At 54.5% G+C, this 3,152-nt stretch carries 5 protein-coding genes; 4 read left to right on the top strand and 1 reads right to left on the bottom strand.

What is annotated here, in order from left to right; all coding sequences use genetic code 11:
- Positions 1-444: transposase (locus AC0ZZU_RS23940; protein WP_476343914.1), on the bottom strand; the 444-nt coding region annotated here is incomplete at its 3' end.
- A 452-nt stretch (positions 445-896) separates the two neighbouring features.
- Between AC0ZZU_RS23940 and AC0ZZU_RS23935 the strand changes: the two genes are divergently transcribed.
- The 4 genes from AC0ZZU_RS23935 to AC0ZZU_RS23920 all read left to right on the top strand — a co-directional run.
- Positions 897-1,088 (top strand): YodC family protein, encoded by a 192-nt coding sequence (locus AC0ZZU_RS23935; RefSeq protein WP_476343912.1) that lies wholly within the window; start codon positions 897-899, stop codon positions 1,086-1,088.
- Positions 1,085-1,357: a DUF6953 family protein gene (locus tag AC0ZZU_RS23930; RefSeq protein ID WP_476343910.1), complete on the top strand. Its 273-nt coding sequence runs from the start codon at positions 1,085-1,087 to the stop codon at positions 1,355-1,357. The genes AC0ZZU_RS23935 and AC0ZZU_RS23930 overlap by 4 nt, the downstream gene beginning before the upstream one ends.
- Positions 1,358-1,473: 116 nt before the next feature.
- Complete coding sequence (locus AC0ZZU_RS23925) at positions 1,474-2,427, top strand: hypothetical protein (protein ID WP_476343908.1); 954 nt, start codon at positions 1,474-1,476, stop codon at positions 2,425-2,427.
- 281 nt (positions 2,428-2,708) lie between these two features.
- On the top strand, positions 2,709-3,152 hold a 444-nt coding region (locus tag AC0ZZU_RS23920), incomplete at its 3' end, for a transposase (RefSeq protein WP_476343906.1).

Below are 3,152 nucleotides of genomic sequence, written 5' to 3'. Positions count from 1 at the left end.
TTTGAATTTGCTGCCGTCGATGGCGATGATCGATTGGGAGAAGAGATTGAGGTTGCGGCAAAGCACAACGAACTGCCGGCAGACGCTGCGAATGGCTTTACCATTGTCTCTACGGAAGTCGGCAATCGTTTTGAAGTCAGGCGCCAATCGCCCCGTCAGCCACATCAGCTCGACATTGCGCTCGGCCTCACGCTCAAGCCGGCGGCTGGACTGAATCCGATTGAGATAGCCATAGATGTAGATTTTTAGCAGCATTGCTGGATGGTACGCCGGACGACCCGTTGCCGCAGGATCGACACCCTCGAACCCGAGCGCTCCATGGTCGAGTTCATCGACGAAAACGTCGACCACCCGAACTGGGTGTTCTTCGGTGATGTAATCGTCCAGGCACTCCGGCAGCAACGTGACTTGCGTCCGAGACTCACCTTCAATGAATCGCTTCATGAGCGTCCCCGCCACGATCTCGACGATCAGAAGGTTAGACAATCGCAGGCGTTTTCACACAGCCTGGACCCATAGCTGCCATTCTTGTAGAGCAGCAATCGGCCAATTTCTGCCTGTCGCGAGCAACTCCCTATTCAGCACATTGGGAATGTACGGCCGCTCCATCGATGCCTCTTGTAGACATGAGAGCCGGGCGGCTTACTGATGGGATTCATCTCGCTCATTTGCTTGCAGACCTTCAATCGGCCAATCTCGATACCGGTTTCGCGCATCATGAACCTTATGCTTCGGCTGAGCGCGACGTGATGCCAGGGTACATTGCAGCAGAGAGAGGAAGATGAACGACGATGAATAAAGACGTGGTACAGCGGCGCTGGCATCCGCGATTGTGCTTCGCTCAGACACGAGGCTATCATCGGCATGCCAGTTGGCCACTACTAAAGGAAAGCGCAATGACAAAGGAAACACTATTCAAGATTGGAGATCTGGTGAAGATTAAATCTGGCGGCCCAGTGATGACAGTCCGAGGCACCTACGGCAGCGACCTTAAAAATTTCGAGTGCCAGTGGTTTGCAGGCAAGAAACTGGAAATGGGTCGCTTCCCCAGCGACTCGCTGGTGCCGGTCGAGGACGAGACGAAGTGAATACTGATGCCATGTCGGTTTCGGACTGGATGTTGGCGGAGATTGAAAAGGACGGGTGCCTGTACCAAGACGACGTTGTTGACCATATCGTCAGGGCTAAGGCCGAGGTACTGCTGCGCGAAAATACCGAAGGGAACCTGGTGCTGGGCACCACTGTGCTGAACGCCTTCAAGAAGCTGACACCTGACTCTGTCGTATGGGTCGGACCAGACAAGTACTGGCGGTGGCGGGTTGCTGAGGATGAACTGGGGCGCAACGCACGCGGCTGAGTCCATCAATGGGCATCGGCCATCGCGCCCCTTGCCCACTTCACCAAGTTTATTTCGTTTCATGTCGCAGCTATCATCGCTGGTCATGGGTCGCGGATTGAAGCTTAGGGGATGTAATGGCGGAATTGTGGAAACCAGTGAGCGGTGTGTTCTGGAGCGTGCCACCGCCTGTAGAAGTGCTGAATGAAGGATGGCCGCTCTCAACGACTATCTTGGCGGGGGTGGTCGCGGCGATCGTGGTTACCGCTGGGCTGAATTACTTATCGCACAAGGTAAGACCGCAGGGCTGGGGACTGCGCAAGCACCTGGGTGCGGTCGGCGTTGCGATGACCTTGGCGTATCTGGCTATTATCCTACCGATAATTGGGGGGCGAGCAGACACGCTACTGACTATGCCCCTCAACGAAGTGGGAGACTTCCTTGCCGGTGCTATCGGCACGGTGGGTTTGCTCTGGCTGGTCCTCGGTTTCATGCAACAGGGTGAGGGGTTGAGGCTGAGCACAGATGCGTTGAAGATCCAGGCAACCGAATTACAGCAGAGCACTGCGGCGCTTAAGCTTCAGGCTCAGGAATTGAAAAATTCAGTAGACCAGCAAAAAATCATGGCAACAGTGGCCACGAAGCAAATCGAGGCACAACTTCAGGCTTTGGCATTGACAATCGAAGAGCGCGATAAGTCGTTTTTAGCGGAGTTCTCGTTCACCTCAGAGCCGCTTCCAACGGATACCGAGGAAGAGGTGATGGTTCACCGATGTACCCTCAATAACCACGGTAAGGACGCCTACCTCGTCAGAGTTGAATACGATCCACAGTTGATGGGCACAACCAAGCAGTCTTTCGGTACCATAAAGTCAAACACATCCAAGAGCTACACCCTCAAATTCCCGATATCGGGAAACGGTGTGTCAGGGCAGTTCCGGGTTGTCTATGAGGATAGCCAAGGAACTATTCGATTCCAAAGCTTTGGATATTCTTGCCGTGAACCAGAATATAGAGTTTTCGCGGAGAAGCTCAGGACTCCACCTCTTTACCCTCCGTACTTAATAACAGCAGAATGCGTCGAGCCGTGAAGGCCGGGCATCCTTGCACAAAAGTTTCGCAGATCTTATACCGACGTGGGGGTGATCGAAACTCCGCCGGCCATAAAGTTCAAGGGTTCTCCATATAATACCTATTGGACCAGGGCCGGATCCACGTAGGTCATAAGATAGTGGAAGCCTGCCTCATACCCAGTGACCGTCCGCTTTGGCCGTAAGCCGACCTCGGCGAACGGCCGTTTTGGGTCCAGGCTGTGTGAAAACGCCTGCGATTGCCTAACCTTCTGATCGTCGAGATCGGGGCGGGGACGCTCATGAAGCGATTCATTGAAGGTGAGTCTCGGACGCAAGTCACGTTGCTGCCGGAGTGCCTGGACGATTACATCACCGAAGAACACCCAGTTCGGGTGGTCGACGTTTTCGTCGATGAACTCGACCATGGAGCGCTCGGGTTCGAGGGTGTCGATCCTGCGGCAACGGGTCGTCCGGCGTACCATCCAGCAGTGCTGCTAAAAATCTACATCTATGGCTATCTCAATCGGATTCAGTCCAGCCGCCGGCTTGAGCGTGAGGCCGAGCGCAATGTCGAGCTGATGTGGCTGACGGGGCGATTGGCGCCTGACTTCAAAACGATTGCCGACTTCCGTAGAGACAATGGTAAATCCATTCGCAGCGTCTGCCGGCAGTTCGTTGTGCTTTGCCGCAACCTCAATCTCTTCTCCCAATCGATCATCGCCATCGACGGCAGCAAATTCAAA

Source organism: Pseudomonas sp. JE3303 (assembly GCF_056312565.1).
This window is presented reverse-complemented; position numbering and strand designations above follow the sequence as displayed.

Excerpts from the sequence above, each read along its gene's own strand:
- AC0ZZU_RS23935 (WP_476343912.1), top strand. The coding sequence starts at position 897 with ATGACAAAGGAAACACTATTCAAGATTGGAGATCTGGTGAAGATTAAA.
- AC0ZZU_RS23925 (WP_476343908.1), top strand. The coding sequence starts at position 1,474 with ATGGCGGAATTGTGGAAACCAGTGAGCGGTGTGTTCTGGAGCGTGCCA.